This window comes from Nocardioides sp. Z21_20 (assembly GCF_059766585.1).
The window spans coordinates 187,981-201,610 of the sequence record NZ_JCBAJX010000002.1; the positions used below are offsets into that span (position 1 = coordinate 187,981).

Annotated in this window: 15 protein-coding genes; 10 read left to right on the top strand and 5 right to left on the bottom strand. The window is 72.9% G+C overall.

All coding sequences use genetic code 11. The features are described 5' to 3' along the window. The first annotated feature begins 56 nt into the window (after positions 1–56). Positions 57–1,553, top strand: coding sequence for a tRNA (N6-isopentenyl adenosine(37)-C2)-methylthiotransferase MiaB (gene miaB / locus AC6EH9_RS04540; protein ID WP_498420991.1), 1,497 nt, complete (start codon positions 57–59; stop codon positions 1,551–1,553). Positions 1,554–1,686: 133 nt separating this feature from the next. Continuing rightward, a complete protein-coding gene (locus tag AC6EH9_RS04545) occupies positions 1,687–2,643 on the top strand; it encodes a hypothetical protein (RefSeq protein WP_498420993.1) in 957 nt (318 codons plus the stop codon). A 92-nt stretch (positions 2,644–2,735) separates the two neighbouring features. Here the strand turns inward: AC6EH9_RS04545 and AC6EH9_RS04550 are convergent, their stop codons facing one another. The 4 genes from AC6EH9_RS04550 to AC6EH9_RS04565 all read right to left on the bottom strand — a co-directional run bounded on the left by AC6EH9_RS04550 (position 2,736) and on the right by AC6EH9_RS04565 (position 4,114). Next, positions 2,736–2,924 carry a hypothetical protein gene (locus tag AC6EH9_RS04550; protein ID WP_498420994.1) on the bottom strand — a complete coding sequence of 63 codons (189 nt, stop codon included), beginning with the start codon at positions 2,922–2,924 and terminating at the stop codon, positions 2,736–2,738. Next, positions 2,921–3,202 carry a hypothetical protein gene (locus tag AC6EH9_RS04555; protein ID WP_498420995.1) on the bottom strand — a complete coding sequence of 94 codons (282 nt, stop codon included), beginning with the start codon at positions 3,200–3,202 and terminating at the stop codon, positions 2,921–2,923. The genes AC6EH9_RS04550 and AC6EH9_RS04555 overlap by 4 nt, the downstream gene beginning before the upstream one ends. A 38-nt stretch (positions 3,203–3,240) precedes the next feature. Then, positions 3,241–3,564 carry a hypothetical protein gene (locus AC6EH9_RS04560; protein ID WP_498420997.1) on the bottom strand — a complete coding sequence of 108 codons (324 nt, stop codon included), beginning with the start codon at positions 3,562–3,564 and terminating at the stop codon, positions 3,241–3,243. A gap of 76 nt (positions 3,565–3,640) precedes the next feature. Further along, positions 3,641–4,114: an NUDIX domain-containing protein gene (locus AC6EH9_RS04565; protein ID WP_498420999.1), complete on the bottom strand. Its 474-nt coding sequence runs from the start codon at positions 4,112–4,114 to the stop codon at positions 3,641–3,643. Positions 4,115–4,133: 19 nt separating this feature from the next. Here AC6EH9_RS04565 and miaA point away from each other — a divergent pair, with 19 nt between their 5' ends. From miaA to AC6EH9_RS04600, 7 genes are all read left to right on the top strand, one after another. Then, positions 4,134–5,075 (top strand): tRNA (adenosine(37)-N6)-dimethylallyltransferase MiaA, encoded by a 942-nt coding sequence (gene miaA, locus AC6EH9_RS04570; RefSeq protein ID WP_498421000.1) that lies wholly within the window; start codon positions 4,134–4,136, stop codon positions 5,073–5,075. After that, positions 5,072–5,617 carry a dihydrofolate reductase family protein gene (locus AC6EH9_RS04575; protein ID WP_498421001.1) on the top strand — a complete coding sequence of 182 codons (546 nt, stop codon included), beginning with the start codon at positions 5,072–5,074 and terminating at the stop codon, positions 5,615–5,617. Before miaA ends, AC6EH9_RS04575 begins: the two co-directional genes overlap by 4 nt. Before the next feature lie 90 nt (positions 5,618–5,707). After that, entirely contained in the window at positions 5,708–7,615 is a 1,908-nt protein-coding gene (gene ggt / locus AC6EH9_RS04580) for a gamma-glutamyltransferase (RefSeq protein WP_498421002.1), read from the top strand. 38 nt (positions 7,616–7,653) lie between these two features. Next, a complete protein-coding gene (locus AC6EH9_RS04585; protein WP_498421004.1) occupies positions 7,654–8,280 on the top strand; it encodes an MSMEG_1061 family FMN-dependent PPOX-type flavoprotein in 627 nt (208 codons plus the stop codon). Beyond that, a complete protein-coding gene (gene dapF / locus AC6EH9_RS04590; RefSeq protein WP_498421005.1) occupies positions 8,280–9,122 on the top strand; it encodes a diaminopimelate epimerase in 843 nt (280 codons plus the stop codon). The genes AC6EH9_RS04585 and dapF overlap by 1 nt, the downstream gene beginning before the upstream one ends. An 80-nt stretch (positions 9,123–9,202) precedes the next feature. Next, a complete protein-coding gene (locus AC6EH9_RS04595; protein WP_498421006.1) occupies positions 9,203–10,444 on the top strand; it encodes a hypothetical protein in 1,242 nt (413 codons plus the stop codon). A gap of 83 nt (positions 10,445–10,527) precedes the next feature. Then, entirely contained in the window at positions 10,528–11,304 is a 777-nt protein-coding gene (locus AC6EH9_RS04600) for an SDR family NAD(P)-dependent oxidoreductase (protein WP_498421684.1), read from the top strand. Between the two features lie 4 nt (positions 11,305–11,308). Here AC6EH9_RS04600 and AC6EH9_RS04605 read toward each other — a convergent pair whose 3' ends face one another. Next, a complete protein-coding gene (locus AC6EH9_RS04605; protein ID WP_498421009.1) occupies positions 11,309–11,941 on the bottom strand; it encodes a methyltransferase domain-containing protein in 633 nt (210 codons plus the stop codon). A gap of 123 nt (positions 11,942–12,064) precedes the next feature. Here AC6EH9_RS04605 and hflX point away from each other — a divergent pair, with 123 nt between their 5' ends. Continuing rightward, positions 12,065–13,612: a GTPase HflX gene (gene hflX, locus AC6EH9_RS04610; protein WP_498421010.1), complete on the top strand. Its 1,548-nt coding sequence runs from the start codon at positions 12,065–12,067 to the stop codon at positions 13,610–13,612. Positions 13,613–13,630 lie beyond the last annotated feature (18 nt).

Sequence of the window (13,630 nt, forward strand, 5' to 3'; positions counted from 1 at the left end):
CGGCGGGAACCTCCGAGTTCTCCGATGAGCCTCCACGCTCGTACTCTTGACCGGTCATGACTGCCACGCCACGCACCTACGAGGTCCGCACCTACGGGTGCCAGATGAACGTCCACGACTCCGAGCGCCTGACCGGGCTGCTGGAGGACGCCGGCTACGCCCCGGCCGACGACGGCGAGCAGGCCGACGTGGTCGTCTTCAACACCTGCGCGGTGCGGGAGAACGCCGACAACAAGCTCTATGGCAACCTCAGCCACCTGGCGCCGGTCAAGGCGGCCCGGCCCGGCATGCAGATCGCGGTCGGCGGCTGCCTGGCGCAGAAGGACCGCGCCACGATCACCAGCAAGGCGCCCTACGTCGACGTCGTCTTCGGCACCCACAACATCGGCTCGCTGCCGGTGCTGCTGGAGCGGGCCCGGGTCCAGGAGGAGGCGCAGGTCGAGATCCTCGAGTCGCTCGAGGTCTTCCCCTCCACGCTGCCCACCAAGCGCGACTCGGCGTACGCCGCGTGGGTGTCGATCTCGGTCGGCTGCAACAACACCTGCACGTTCTGCATCGTCCCCGCGTTGCGCGGCAAGGAGAAGGACCGCCGCCCCGGCGACATCCTGGCCGAGGTCCGCGCGCTGGTCGACGAGGGCGTCACCGAGGTGACCCTGCTGGGCCAGAACGTGAACGCCTACGGCGTGGAGTTCGGCGACCGGCAGGCATTCAGCAAGCTGCTGCGCGCCTGCGGGGAGATCGAGGGCCTCGAGCGGGTCCGGTTCACCTCGCCGCACCCCGCGGAGTTCACCGACGACGTGATCGAGGCGATGGCGCAGACGCCCAACGTGATGCCCAGCCTGCACATGCCGCTGCAGTCGGGCTCGGACAAGGTGCTGCGCGACATGCGCCGCTCCTACCGCCAGTCGAAGTTCCTCGGCATCATCGAGCGGGTCCGCGCCGCGATGCCGGAGGCGGCGATCACCACCGACATCATCGTCGGCTTCCCCGGCGAGACCGAGGAGGACTTCCAGGCCACCCTCGACGTGGTCCGGGCCGCCCGGTTCTCCAGCGCCTTCACCTTCCAGTACTCCAAGCGCCCCGGTACCCCCGCGGCGATCCTGGAGGACCAGATCTCCCCGGAGGTCGTCAAGGACCGCTACCAGCGCCTGGTCGACGTGGTCACCGAGGTCGCCTGGGACGAGAACAAGCGCCAGGTCGGGCGCCGCGTCGAGCTGATGGTCGCCGAGGGGGAGGGGCGCAAGGACGCCGCCACCCACCGGCTCACCGGCCGGGCCCCCGACAACCGCCTGGTGCACTTCGAGGCCGACTTCTCCGCGCTCGGTGCCGACGCGCCCGCGGTCCGGCCGGGGGACATGGTCACCGTCCAGATCACCTACGCGGCCCCGCACCACCTGGTCGCCGACGGCCCCGTCCTCGCCGTACGCCGCACCCGCTCCGGCGACGCCTGGGAGTCGCGCCACGCCGCCCCGCCCGCCCCCAGCGGCGTCTCGCTGGGCATGCCGGGCCTGGGCGTCCCCGCCCCGCTGCCCCAGGCGCCCGCCTGCGGCTGAGCCCACCCGGAGACGACAGTGCGGTCGATCCGGAGCACTGGGTGCGTGCGATCGACCGCATTCCGCGCCTCGCTCATCCACAGGACCCCGAAGTCCCCTGGATCGCGTCGGCCGTGGCCGCCAGGATCGGCCGATGACCGACTCCGTGACCGGCCTGCTGGCGGACCAGGACGGAGTCGTGGCGCGCCGCCAGGTGAGAGAGCTCGGTCTGACCCAGGCGGACGTGGATCGCTTGCTCAGACGCCGGCAGTGGGCACGGGTGCACCCCGGCGTGTACGTCGAGCACACCGGTCCGCTGACCTGGCAGCAGCGCGCATGGGCGGCCGTCCTCTTCTCGTGGCCCGCGGCCTTGTGTCACTCCTCGGCGTTGCGAGCCGCCGAGGGACCCTCCGGCGTCGGTGCCCGGGGTCTCGGATCGCCGGAGCGGATCGTCCACGTCGGAGTCGACCGTCAGCGTCACCTGGTCGCCCCTCCCGGGGTCCGCGTCCATCGGATCACCGGGCTGACTGAGCGGGCGCTGTGGAGCCTCGGCCCACCCCGGCTGCGCTATGAGGATGCGGTCCTGGACGTGGCATGTGGCGAGCCCGGTGAGCTGGACGCGCTCGGAGTACTCGCCGGGGCGTGCGGCTCGCGTCGCACGACCGCGCCCCGGCTTCTCGAGTGCCTCGCCGGGCGGTCGCGGATTCCGCGCCGGGCCTGGTTGGAGGCCGTTCTCACCGACGTGGCCCAGGGGACCAGCTCGGTGCTCGAGCACGGCTACCTCACCCGGGTGGAGCGCCCGCACGGCCTGCCGCGGGCGAAGCGACAGTCGCGCGAGGTCACGGCGTTCGGCGTCGTCTACCGCGACGTGACGTACCACCAGGGCGTCGTCGTCGAGCTCGACGGACGGCTCTTCCACGACGGGGTGCATCAGCGAGACGCCGACCACCAGCGCGATCTCGTGGCCGCGCTGGACGGCCGGATCACCGTGCGGCTGTCCTACGGGCAGGTCTTCGACCGTCCTTGCCACACGGCCCGCGCCGTGGCGCACCTGCTGCAGCAGCGGGGCTGGCGCGGCTCACCGAGGCGGTGTGCGCCCGCCTGCGGCTGAGCCCACCCGGAGACGACAGTGCGGTCGATCCGAAGCACCACGTGCTTCCGATCGACCGCACTAATCCGATTGATGCCTGCTGAGCCGAGGGCTCAGACCTCGTCGTCCTCGGAGACGACCTCGTCCTCGGGCGTCGCCTCAGGCTCGCCGTCGGGGGCGTAGCGGGTGCCGGTGTCGTCGGAGACCGTCGTCTCGTCGGCCTCGTAGTCACCGGCGGAGCCGGCGCCGTCCTCCTGCTCGATCGGGTCGTCGGTCCCCGGCTGTACGTCGAACTCGCTCACTCGCGTCCACCTCCCGCGCTGTCGTCCTCGCCCGTGCCCGGCATCGTGTTGAACTCCGGACCGCCGGTCGCCTGCTCGGGCGGCGCCTCGCCGGCAGCGGGGTCGTCCGGGGTCAGCGTGGGCCGGGTGCCGTCGGTGTGCGCGGGCTGCCCGGGGCCGGCATGGCCCTGGCGCTCGCTGCTCACCCCCATGTCCCCGGCGAGACCGTCGCGGCCTCCGGCGTTGGGCAGTGACTCGCGTGCTTCCTCGTCGGGCTCGAAGGGCTTCGGTTCACTCATGCCCTCCCGGGTTCCCCGGCGCCGCCGGGCCAAACCGGTCAGGCCGGCGGCTCGTCGGGCTGGTGCGCCTCGGCGGTGTCGTCGTCGGTCTCGGTGCCGGAGTCGACGTCGGGCTCCTGCTGCTTGTCGTCGGCCTCGGTGACGCCCGCCGGGGCCTTGTCCTCCAGAGCGGGGTTGCTCGCCGGCGACGGGTCGGGGATCACCGGGGCATCGGGGATCACGCCGTACTTCTCCTGGTCCTGCACCGAGTCGGCGCCGCCCGGGTACAGCTCCGGCTCCTCGGTGAAGCCGGCCGGCTTCGGGCCCAGCTTGGCCTCCACCGGGTCGGTGCTGGTCTGCTGGTCGGTGTCCTGCTCGGTCATCGCGTTCCCTCCGGGTGGATTCCTCTGCCGCCGAGTCGGTTCCCCACATCGGCGCCGGCCAATCAGCCGGGCCGACTCAGAACCCGTGCGTCAGGTACCGCTCGTGGCCGAAGAGCGCGCCCAGCGCCTTGCGCTCGTGCGGAACCACCGGCTCGGGCAGCGCGTCGAGGGCGTCCAGGCGCACCCAGCGCAGGGCGGCGCACTTCTCCGGCTCGATGATCCGCGGCTCGCCGTGCCAGGAGCGGGCGGTGAAGAAGAAGTCGACCCGCTCGTCGATGGGCTCGCCGCTGGCCGTGCGCTGCATGGTGAACTCGAAGTGCAGGTCCACGTCGGTGACGCCGAGCTCCTCCAGCGCCTCGCGATGCGCCGCGTCGTACGCCGTCTCGCCGCGCTCGACGTGCCCCGCGGCGGCCGCCGCCCAGTGGCCGTCCATGTAGCCGGTGCCCTGCCGCAGCTGCAGCAGCACCTCGGGTCCGGCGACCCCGTCGCGCAGCAGGAACACGTAGGACGCGGGCACGACGACGAAGCGTCCGTGATCGGGGGAGTTCACGTTTGGGACACTATCGGCCATGCCCCCCACCCCCGACGCCCCGCCCACGACCCGGGTGCCGATCGTGGCGATCGTCGGGCCGACCGCCTCCGGCAAGACCGAGCTCTCCCTCGACCTCGCCGAGCGGCTGGGCGGCGAGATCGTCAACACCGACGCCATGCAGCTCTACCGCGGGATGGACGTCGGCACCGCCAAGCTCGCCCCGCAGGAGCGCCGGGGGATCGCCCACCACCTGCTCGACCGGCTCTCGGTGCGCGAGCCGGCGAGCGTCGCGGAGTTCCAACAGTGGGCACGCGAGCTGATCGGCGTGCTGCGCGCGCGCGGCACCACGCCGGTGCTGGTGGGCGGCTCGGCCCTCTACACCCGCGCCATCCTGGACCGCTTCGAGTTCCCCGGCACCGACCCCGAGGTACGACGCGCGCTCGAGGCCGACCTGGCCGAGCACGGGTCCGGCGTGATGCACCACCGGCTGCGCGAGGCCGACCCGGAGGCGGCCGATCGGATCCTGGTGGAGAACGGGCGCCGGATCGTCCGCGCCCTGGAGGTGGTGACGATCACCGGGCGGCCCTACAGCGCCTCGCTGCCCGAGCTCGCCTACGCCGACCCGGCCACCGTGCAGATCGGGGTGGAGATCGACCGGCCCACCCTCGACGCGCGCATCGAGCGACGCGTCGAGGCGATGTTCGAGGCCGGCTTCGTGGCGGAGGTGGAGCGGCTGCTCGGTGAGGGGCTGGCCGAGGGCCGTACCGCCGGGCGCGCGATCGGCTACCGCGAGGTGGCCGCGCACCTGGCCGGGGAGATCAGCCTCGACGAGGCGCGCGAGCGCACCGTGGTCGCGACCCGGCGCTTCGCGCGCCGCCAGGACTCCTGGTTCAAGAAGGACCCGAGGATCGTCTGGGTCCGCTTCGACGACCCCGAGCGGGTGCACAATGCGCTGAGAGCAGTGAAGGAGCACACGTGACCCGCACCCTGTACTACACGGCCAGCTCGATCGACGGCTTCATCGCCGACCCCGACAACTCGCTGTCGTGGCTGCTGTCGCGCGACGTCGACGAGCACGGTCCGATGGGCTACGCCGACTTCATCTCCCGGATCGGGGCGCTGGTGATGGGCGCCACGACCTACCAGTGGCTGCTGGACCACCACGCCGAGGCCGGCACCACCACCTGGGACTACGAGGTGCCGTGCTGGGTGCTCACCCACCGCGACCTGGCGCCGTTCGGGGACGGCGACATCCGCTTCGCCCACGGTGAGGTGGCTCGGCTGCACCCCGAACTGGTGGCGTCCGCGCAGGGCCGCGACGTGTGGGTGGTCGGCGGCGGGGACCTGGCCGGGCAGTTCGCCGACGCCGGCCTGCTCGACGAGGTCTGGGTGCAGTACGCCCCGGTCACCCTCGGCGCGGGCGCGCCGCTGCTGCCGCGTCGCCTCGAGCTGAGCCTGGCCGAGGTCGGCCGGAACCGGGAGCTGGCCTGCGCGCGCTACGACGTGGTGAGCGGCGGCTGAGGGTCCTCTCGGACTGCCCCTCGACAACGGGCTCCCCGGCAGAGCAGGCTGTCCCTCACTTTCCCTCCGCCTGATCTCGGGAGCATCGACATGCGCGCTTCTCGTCCCCTCGCCGCACTGGTTCTGAGCACGTCGCTGGCCACCGCGGCGACCGCGACGCTGGCCCCCGGCGCGGCCACCGCGGCCACCGCAGTCACCACCACCTCCGCGAGCACCGCCGCCGCGGCGCCCACCCGGGAGGCCAGGCCGACGCTGCCCCCGCGCAGCGCCGTACGCCGCGGCTTCGGCGGCGCGGTCAGCACCGTCGACCCCGAGGCCTCCCGGGCCGCGTTGCGGGTGCTGCGCCGCGGCGGCAACGCCACCGACGCCGCGGTGGCCGCGGCCGCCGCCCTGGGCGTGACCGAGCCCTACAGCGCCGGGATCGGCGGGGGCGGCTACTTCGTCCACTACAACGCCAAGACCGGCAAGGTGCAGACCATCGACGGCCGCGAGACCGCGCCGGCGGGGATCCGCTCCGACGCCTTCGTGGACCCCAGCACCGGCGAGCCCTACCGGTTCACCCCCGAGCTGGTCACCAGCGGCGTCGCGGTCGGCGTGCCCGGCACCCCCGCCACCTGGCAGCGGGCGCTGCAGCGCTGGGGGAGCATGCCGCTGCGCGACGCGCTGGAGCCCGCCATCGGGCTGGCCGAGGACGGCTTCGTCGTGGACGACACGTTCCGCGAGCAGACGCTGGACAACAAGGAGCGCTTCGCCGCGTTCCGCTCCACCCGGCGGCTGTTCCTGCCCAAGGGCGACGCGCCGCGGGTCGGCTCGGTGTTCCGCAACCCGGGACTGGCCCGCACCTACCGGCTGCTGGCCCGCAAGGGGGTGAGCGCCTTCTACCGCGGCGACCTCGCCGGCGACATCGTCCGCACCGTGCGCAAGCCCCCGAAGACGAAGGGCACCACGCTCCCGGTGCCCCCGGGGTCGATGACCCGGCGCGACCTGGCGCGCTTCCAGGTCCGCGACCAGGCGCCGACCAAGATGCGCTACCGCGGCTACGACGTGTACGGGATGGCGCCCTCCTCCTCCGGCGGGACGACCGTCGGCGAGGCGCTGAACATCCTCGAGGCGGCCGTGCCGGCGCCGCGCAGCACCGAGCTGCCGGACCTGCTGCACCGCTACCTCGAGGCCAGTGCGCTGGCCTTCGCCGACCGCGCCGCCCACCTGGGCGACCCCCGGTTCGTCGACGTGCCGGTCGGTGACCTGCTCAGCGATCGCTGGGGAGCCGAGCGCGCCTGCCTGATCGACCCGGACACGGCGATGACCAAGCCCACCGCCGCCGGCGACATCACCTCCTACGACGGGAAGTGCGCGGCCGGGCCGACCGCCGGGCAGCGGGCCGAGGACACCGAGAACGTCTCCACCACCCACCTGACCGTGGCCGACCGCTGGGGCAACGTGGTGGCCTACACGCTCACCATCGAGCAGACCGGCGGCTCGGGGATCGTGGTCCCCGGGCGCGGGTTCCTGCTCAACAACGAGCTGACCGACTTCTCCACCGTCTACGACCCGGCGGACCCCAACCGGATCCAGCCCGGCAAGCGCCCCCGCTCGTCGATGTCGCCGACGATCGTGCTGCGCAACGGCAAGCCGTACGTCGCGCTCGGCTCACCCGGCGGCTCCACGATCATCACCACCGTCCTGCAGATCCTGGTCAACCACCTCGACCGCCGGATGGGGCTGCCCGCGGCGCTCGCGGCGCCGCGCGCCTCGCAGCGCAACACCGCGGCGGTGACCGCGGAGCCGGAGTTCATCGAGGCCTACGGCGACCTGCTCGAGGCCTACGGCCACGTCCTCACTCCGGCCGGCGACGCGTTCACCAGCCAGGCGCAGATCGGCGCGGCGACCGGGATCTCCTTCGGCCCGCGCAGGCTGATGACGGCGGTGGCCGAGCCCACCCGGCGCGGCGGCGGGGCCGCGATGGTGGTGCGGCCCCAGGGCACGCGGGGCAGGTGACGGACGCGACGGGGGTCGGGACGGAGTAATCTCCGCGCATGAGCGAGACCGTCCTGACCTCCGTCGACGACCTCGTCGCGCTGCTCGGGGAGCCCCTCCCGCGGGTGCGCGACAAGGTGCGTGGGGCGCTGGTGGACCTCGACCGGGACTGGCTCGCGGCCTCGCCGCTCTGCGTGCTGGCGACCTCGTCGTCGGACGGCACGTGCGACGCCTCGCCCAAGGGGGACCCGGCCGGTGGCCTGGTCCATGTCATCGACGACCGCACGATCGCGCTCGCCGAGCGCCCCGGCAATCGGCGTGCCGACGGCTACCGCAACATCCTCGAGAACCCCCACGTCGGCCTGCTCTTCGTCATCCCCGGCCGCGGCGACACGCTGAGGATCAACGGCCGGGCCCGGCTGGTGACCGACGCGCCGTTCTTCGACGAGATGGTCGTGCGCGGGCACCGCCCGGTGCTGGCCGTGGTCGTCGACATCGACGAGGTGTACCACCACTGCGCCAAGGCGTTCCTGCGTGCGCAGCTGTGGGACCCTGAGACCTGGGACCCGAACGGCTCCGTGCCGCCCCGCGCCGTCCTCGCGCACCGCCTCGACGTGCCCGACCGGAGCATCGAGGAGCTCGAGGCCTACTACGGTCCCGCCTACGCCGAAGGGATCTACGGCTGATGAGCTACCCCTTCCTCAAGGGCCACGGCACCGAGAACGACTTCGTGCTGCTCCCGGACCACGACGGCACCGTGCACGGCGACCTGCCCGCCGAGCGGGTGGTCGCCCTGTGCGACCGGCGCGCCGGCCTCGGCGCGGACGGCGTGATCCGGGTGATCCGCACCGCCGCGATGCCCGCGCCGTACCGCGAGCGCGCCGACGAGGCCGAGTGGTTCATGGACTACCGCAACTCCGACGGCTCGCTCTCGGAGATGTGCGGCAACGGCGTGCGCGTGCTCGCCCGGCACCTGATCGACGAGGGGCTCGTCGACGCACGGGCCCCGTTCGCGGTCGCCACCCGGGACGGGGTCAAGGGCCTCTCGGTCGACCGGGCGGGCCTGCTCACCGTCGACATGGGCACGCCGCGGGTGCTGGGGGAGTCGAAGGTGGCCGTGGGGGAGCGCTCCTGGGCCGCCCGCAACGTCGACATGGGCAACCCGCACGCGGTCGCCTTCGTCGACCACCTCGCCGACGCCGGTCGGCTCCTCGCCGAGCCTGCCTACGACGCGAGCGTGTACCCGCGCGGGGTCAACGTCGAGTTCGTGGTCCGCCGCGGCGAGCGCCACGTCGCGATGCGGGTCCACGAGCGCGGCTCGGGCGAGACCCGCTCGTGCGGGACCGGAGCCTGCGCGGTGATGGTCGCCGCGGCCCTGGCCGACGGCGCGCAGGAGCCGCCGCGCCACGACACCCGCTACCGCGTCGACGTGCCCGGCGGCGAGCTCGCAGTGACCTGGACCTCGACGGACCGGGTGCTGCTCACCGGTCCCGCCGTGATCGTGGCCCGAGGCGCCAGCGTGCTGTGAGTCCGCTGGTCCAGTCCGCAGGTTTGGAACTGGCCCGCACAGAGCAGAAGGCCCCCGCAACCACCTGAGCAAGGAGCAGCATGTCCGACGACCAGTCCCGTGGGGACGACAACCTGGGCGAGAACCCGAGCCCCCAGGCGCCCCCGCCCTGGATCCCCTCCGCAGACGAGGCACCGACGCGACGTCCCGGGATGGGAGGCGCGCCCGGCAACCCCGGCGCCGCCGACCCCGGGATCCCCGGGATCCCCGGGATCCCCGGGCAGCCGGCACAGCCGTCCTTCGGCAAGCCCGCCTACGGCCAGCCCTCCTACGACCAGCCGCAGGCGCCGTACGGCCAGCAGCAGCCCCCCGCCTACGGCCAGCAGGCGCCCTACGGCGCCCAGCCGCCGTACGGCCAACCGGGCCAGCCGGGCCAGCCCGGTCAGCCCGGCTACCCCCAGCAGCCCTACGGCCAGCAGGGTCAGCCGCCGTACGGCCAGCCCGGATACGGCGGCGGCTACCCCGGTGCCCCGTCGGGCCCCGGCGGGTACGGCGGCGGACCCGGCGGTGGCGGCCCCAAGAAGAACCGGACCGTCCTCTACGTCGCGGTCGCGGTGCTCGTGGTCCTGCTCGGGGTGGGCGGCACGGCGCTCGCCGTCGCGATGAGCGGCGACGACAAGGACACCAAGGCCAAGGGCGGCGACACCAGCGAGAAGGCCGACCCCAGCGAGGACGCCTCGGCCGACGAGCCGAGCGAGGACGCCTCTGAGGACGCCGAGGGCGAGGGCGAGGGCGCCGGCGCGGAGGGCACCGACGGCGAGCCCGCGTTCACGGTGACGCCCAACGGCGACAAGTTCACCGCCGAGGAGAGCTACGAGGTCCCCGAGGTGTGCAACGGCGACGCGATGAACAACGCGGCCGCCTACGACGCCGCCAGCCCGAAGGTGTGGGTCTTCCAGTACAACGAGACGGCCGACTACTGGCGCGCCACCGGAGCCAACTCCAACTACCGCAACGACTGGGCGCCCGAGTACGACAAGTTCAAGGAACTGAGCGTCATCGGGTGCATGAAGGTCATCGAGGGCACCCAGGAGACGATCAAGCAGTGCACGGCCGAGGACTACGAGGGCGAGAAGTTCACCTACGACTACCAGTCGGCGAAGTTCCAGCTGGTGTTCGTGGAGGCCAAGACCGCCGAGCAGATCCACGACGGCGGGGTGGTCACCGCGACGGCCGGCAACTGCCCCAGCTACGTCGCCTCGGACACCAAGACCGAGATCGCGCTGCCTGACGACGGCGAGATCGAGGCACTGGTCGACGAGTTCGTCGAAGCGGGTTCCTGACCCAGCGGCGCACGCGCAGCCATCGGGGCTGGGTGCAGGTGGCACTAGACCATCGGCACCCAGCCCCTATGCTTCGGCCCATGATGGACATCACAGGAGCCAGCGCAATCGTCACCGGCGGAGCCTCGGGGATCGGCGCAGCCGCCGCCCGTCAGCTCGCCGCCCGGGGAGCCAAGGTCGTCGTCGCCGACCTGCAGGCCGACAAGGGCGAGGCACTCGCCGCCGAGATCGGGGGCGAGTTCGCCAAGGTCGACGTCACCGACACCGCCCAGATCCAGGCCGCGGTGGAGAAGGCCGTCGAGCTCGGCCCGCTGCGCGCGGTGGTCAACTCGGCCGGGATCGGCTGGGCCCAGCGCACCATCGGCCGCGACGGCCAGTTCTCCTCCGCTCACGACCTCGCGGCGTTCAGCAAGGTCATCGCGATCAACCTGATCGGCACCTTCGACTGCGTGCGGCTGGCCGCCACCGCGATGGGCCGCAACGAGCCGACCGCCACCGGTGAGCGCGGCGCCATCGTCAACCTCGCCAGCGTCGCGGCGTTCGACGGCCAGATCGGGCAGGCCGCGTACTCCGCCTCCAAGGGCGGCGTCGTCGGGATGACCCTGCCCGTCGCCCGCGACCTGGCCGCGGCCGGGATCCGCCTCAACACCGTGGCGCCGGGCCTGATCGACACCCCCATCTACGGCGAGGGACCCGACTCCGAGGCGTTCAAGGCCAAGCTGGGGGAGAGCGTGCTGTTCCCCAAGCGGCTCGGTGACGCCGACGAGCTGGCCAGCATGGTCGTGGAGTGCCTGCTCAACACCTACATGAACGGCGAGACCGTCCGCGTGGACGGCGGGATCCGGATGCCCCCGAAGTGAGGCGTCACAGCCCCCGCAGGTGAGCCAGCGCCCCCCGCTCGAAGGTGCGCACCTCGGCGAGCTCCAGGTGGGGCAGCCGGGGGGCGAGCTCGGCCCAGAGCTCGTCCATCTGGGCCGAGCTGCCGAGCTGGAGCACGGCGTGCCCGCCGGGGGCCAGGTGGGCGTCGGCGACAGCCAGACAGGAGCGGGCGAGGTCGAGGCCGAGGTCGCCGCCGTCGATCGCGAGCACCGGGTCCCCGGGGAAGTCGGTGACCTCCGCGCGTCGTACCCACGGCGGGTCGGCCAGGATCAGCGCGAACCTCTCCTCGGGGGCGAGCGCCTCCTGCATCGGCGCGCAGCGCAGGTCGACGGCGATGCCGGCGTCCGCGGCGTTCTCGCGGGCGAAGGCGCAGGCCACCGGGTCCACGTCGACCTGGACGAGATCGCGGCCCGTCAGCCTGGCCAGCGCCAGCCCCATGTGCCCGGCGCCGCTGCAGATCTCCAGCGCCGGGCCGGCCGGGGCGCTCGCGGACAGCTCGGCGAGCCACTGCGGCTGGGCCAGGGTCCAGGGCCTCGGCTCGAGGATCCGCTGGTCCCACCGGATCCGCAGCCCACCGAACTCGAGCTCGCGGGTGTCCGGACGGGTGCTCTGCTGCATCGACGCTCCTAGCTGGAATGGCGTCCGGTACGTCGGGTACCGGACCCCGGTGACTGTCCCCGTGTCTGCCCTCGGCGAAACCGCGTCGCTTTCCGGCGCGCGCCGATCTACCCTGGTGAGCGTATGACTAACGCACACGACTTCAACCTTGACGCCGAGCTCGCCGCCACCCAAGCGTGGGAGCGCGAGGACCACGACGACGACACCGGCCCCGACGACTTCGAGTCCGGGTACGCCGACCCGGACGAGACCGACGAGAACGCCGACGCGGACCGTGTCTCCCTCGACGGCCCCGACCCCGAGGAGCTCACCCTCGGCGCCCAGGAGCTGGCCGAGCGCCACGCCCTGCGCCGGGTGGCCACGCTGCGCACCGAGCTGGAGGACATCAGCGAGGTCGAGTACCGCCAGCTGCGCCTGGAGCGCGTGGTGCTGGTCGGCGTGTGGACCGACGGCAGCGTCGAGGACGCCGAGAACTCGATGGCCGAGCTCGCGCTGCTCGCCGAGACCGCCGGCTCGGAGGTCCTCGACGCGATCTATCAGCGCCGTCAGCGCCCCGACCCGGCCACCTACATCGGCCGCGGCAAGGTCGACGGACTGCGCGAGATCGTGCAGGCCAACGGCGCCGACACCGTCATCCTCGACGGCGACCTGGCGCCCAGCCAGCTGAGGAACCTCGAGGACAAGCTCAAGGTCAAGTGCGTCGACCGGACCGCGCTGATCCTCGACATCTTCGCCCAGCACGCGAAGTCGCGCGAGGGCCAGGCACAGGTCGAGCTCGCCCAGCTGCAGTACATGAAGCAGCGGCTGCGCGGCTGGGGTGGCAACCTCTCGCGCCAGGCCGGCGGCCGCGCCGCCGGCGGCGAGGGCATCGGTGGCCGTGGCCCCGGTGAGACCAAGATCGAGACCGACCGGCGTCGGATCAACACCAAGATCGCCAAGCTGCGCCGCGACCTGCGCGACATGAAGGGCACCCGCGACACCAAGCGCGCCGAGCGGGTGCGCCACTCGGTCCCCAGCGTCGCCATCGCGGGCTACACCAACGCCGGCAAGTCGAGCCTGCTCAACCGGCTCACCGACGCGGGCGTGCTGGTCGAGGACTCGCTGTTCGCCACCCTCGACCCCACCACCCGTCGTACGACGACCTCGGACGGGCGCATCTACACGATGTCCGACACCGTCGGCTTCGTGCGCCACCTGCCCCACCAGCTCGTCGAGGCGTTCCGCTCCACGCTGGAGGAGGTCGCCCAGTCCGACCTCGTGCTCCACGTCGTCGACGGCTCGCACCCCGACCCGGAGGGCCAGATCGCCGCGGTGCGCGAGGTGCTCGCCGAGATCGGCGCCGACAAGGTGCCCGAGCTGATCGTGGTCAACAAGGCCGACGCCGCGGACCCGATGGTCCTCGCGCGCCTGCGTCAGCGCGAGCCGCACTCGGTCGTGGTCAGCGCCCGCACCGGTGAGGGCATCGCCGAGGCGCTCGCGGTGATCGAGTCCGAGCTGCCCCGACCCGAGGTGGAGTTCTCCGTGCTGCTGCCCTACGAGCGCGGCGACCTGGTGAACCGGATCCACCAGCAGGGTGAGATCGGCTCCCTGGAGCACACCGCCGACGGCACCCTGGTCAGCGGGCGCGCCCACGAGGACCTGGCCGGTGAGCTGGCGGCTTACGCGCTCTAGCCTCCGGACGGGGTCAGG

Coding starts and splice junctions, on each gene's coding strand:
- ggt (WP_498421002.1), top strand. CDS start 5,708: ATGCGCGCTTCTCGTCCCCTCGCCGCACTGGTTCTGAGCACGTCGCTG.
- AC6EH9_RS04585 (WP_498421004.1), top strand. CDS start 7,654: ATGAGCGAGACCGTCCTGACCTCCGTCGACGACCTCGTCGCGCTGCTC.
- AC6EH9_RS04600 (WP_498421684.1), top strand. CDS start 10,528: ATGGACATCACAGGAGCCAGCGCAATCGTCACCGGCGGAGCCTCGGGG.
- hflX (WP_498421010.1), top strand. CDS start 12,065: ATGACTAACGCACACGACTTCAACCTTGACGCCGAGCTCGCCGCCACC.
- AC6EH9_RS04595 (WP_498421006.1), top strand. CDS start 9,203: ATGTCCGACGACCAGTCCCGTGGGGACGACAACCTGGGCGAGAACCCG.
- dapF (WP_498421005.1), top strand. CDS start 8,280: ATGAGCTACCCCTTCCTCAAGGGCCACGGCACCGAGAACGACTTCGTG.
- miaB (WP_498420991.1), top strand. CDS start 57: ATGACTGCCACGCCACGCACCTACGAGGTCCGCACCTACGGGTGCCAG.
- miaA (WP_498421000.1), top strand. CDS start 4,134: ATGCCCCCCACCCCCGACGCCCCGCCCACGACCCGGGTGCCGATCGTG.
- AC6EH9_RS04555 (WP_498420995.1), bottom strand. CDS start 3,202: ATGAGTGAACCGAAGCCCTTCGAGCCCGACGAGGAAGCACGCGAGTCA.
- AC6EH9_RS04605 (WP_498421009.1), bottom strand. CDS start 11,941: ATGCAGCAGAGCACCCGTCCGGACACCCGCGAGCTCGAGTTCGGTGGG.
- AC6EH9_RS04545 (WP_498420993.1), top strand. CDS start 1,687: ATGACCGACTCCGTGACCGGCCTGCTGGCGGACCAGGACGGAGTCGTG.
- AC6EH9_RS04560 (WP_498420997.1), bottom strand. CDS start 3,564: ATGACCGAGCAGGACACCGACCAGCAGACCAGCACCGACCCGGTGGAG.